The following is a 223-nucleotide window of genomic DNA, read 5'->3' on the forward strand; positions in this document are numbered from 1 at the left end:
ATAACATTCCCTAATTTTTTTGACTAGATGCTCTCCAATCACGAAAAGATGTTGGGCGTCCAGAAAAAGCTCTTTGCTTTGTAACAGATGGTTTTTCTTCAGGAGTCACTGTTTTTTCTTTAAGCGTCACTGATTTTTCTTCAAGAATAGTCACAGCTGTTTGCATTTTCTCTAACTGTTCTTTCAACAATTGTTGTTCAATCTTTAAATCCGTAAGTAAACG

At 35.0% G+C, this 223-nt stretch carries 1 protein-coding gene; it reads right to left on the bottom strand.

Going from position 1 to position 223, the window contains the following annotated elements:
* Window positions 1–10: 10 nt before the first annotated feature.
* On the bottom strand, window positions 11–223 hold a 213-nt coding region (locus tag MR107_RS30995; protein WP_242293223.1), incomplete at its 5' end, for a hypothetical protein.

Source organism: Bacillus cereus group sp. BfR-BA-01441 (genome assembly GCF_022663075.1).
In the GTDB taxonomy this organism is placed as follows: Bacteria; Bacillota; Bacilli; order Bacillales; family Bacillaceae_G; genus Bacillus_A; species Bacillus_A cereus.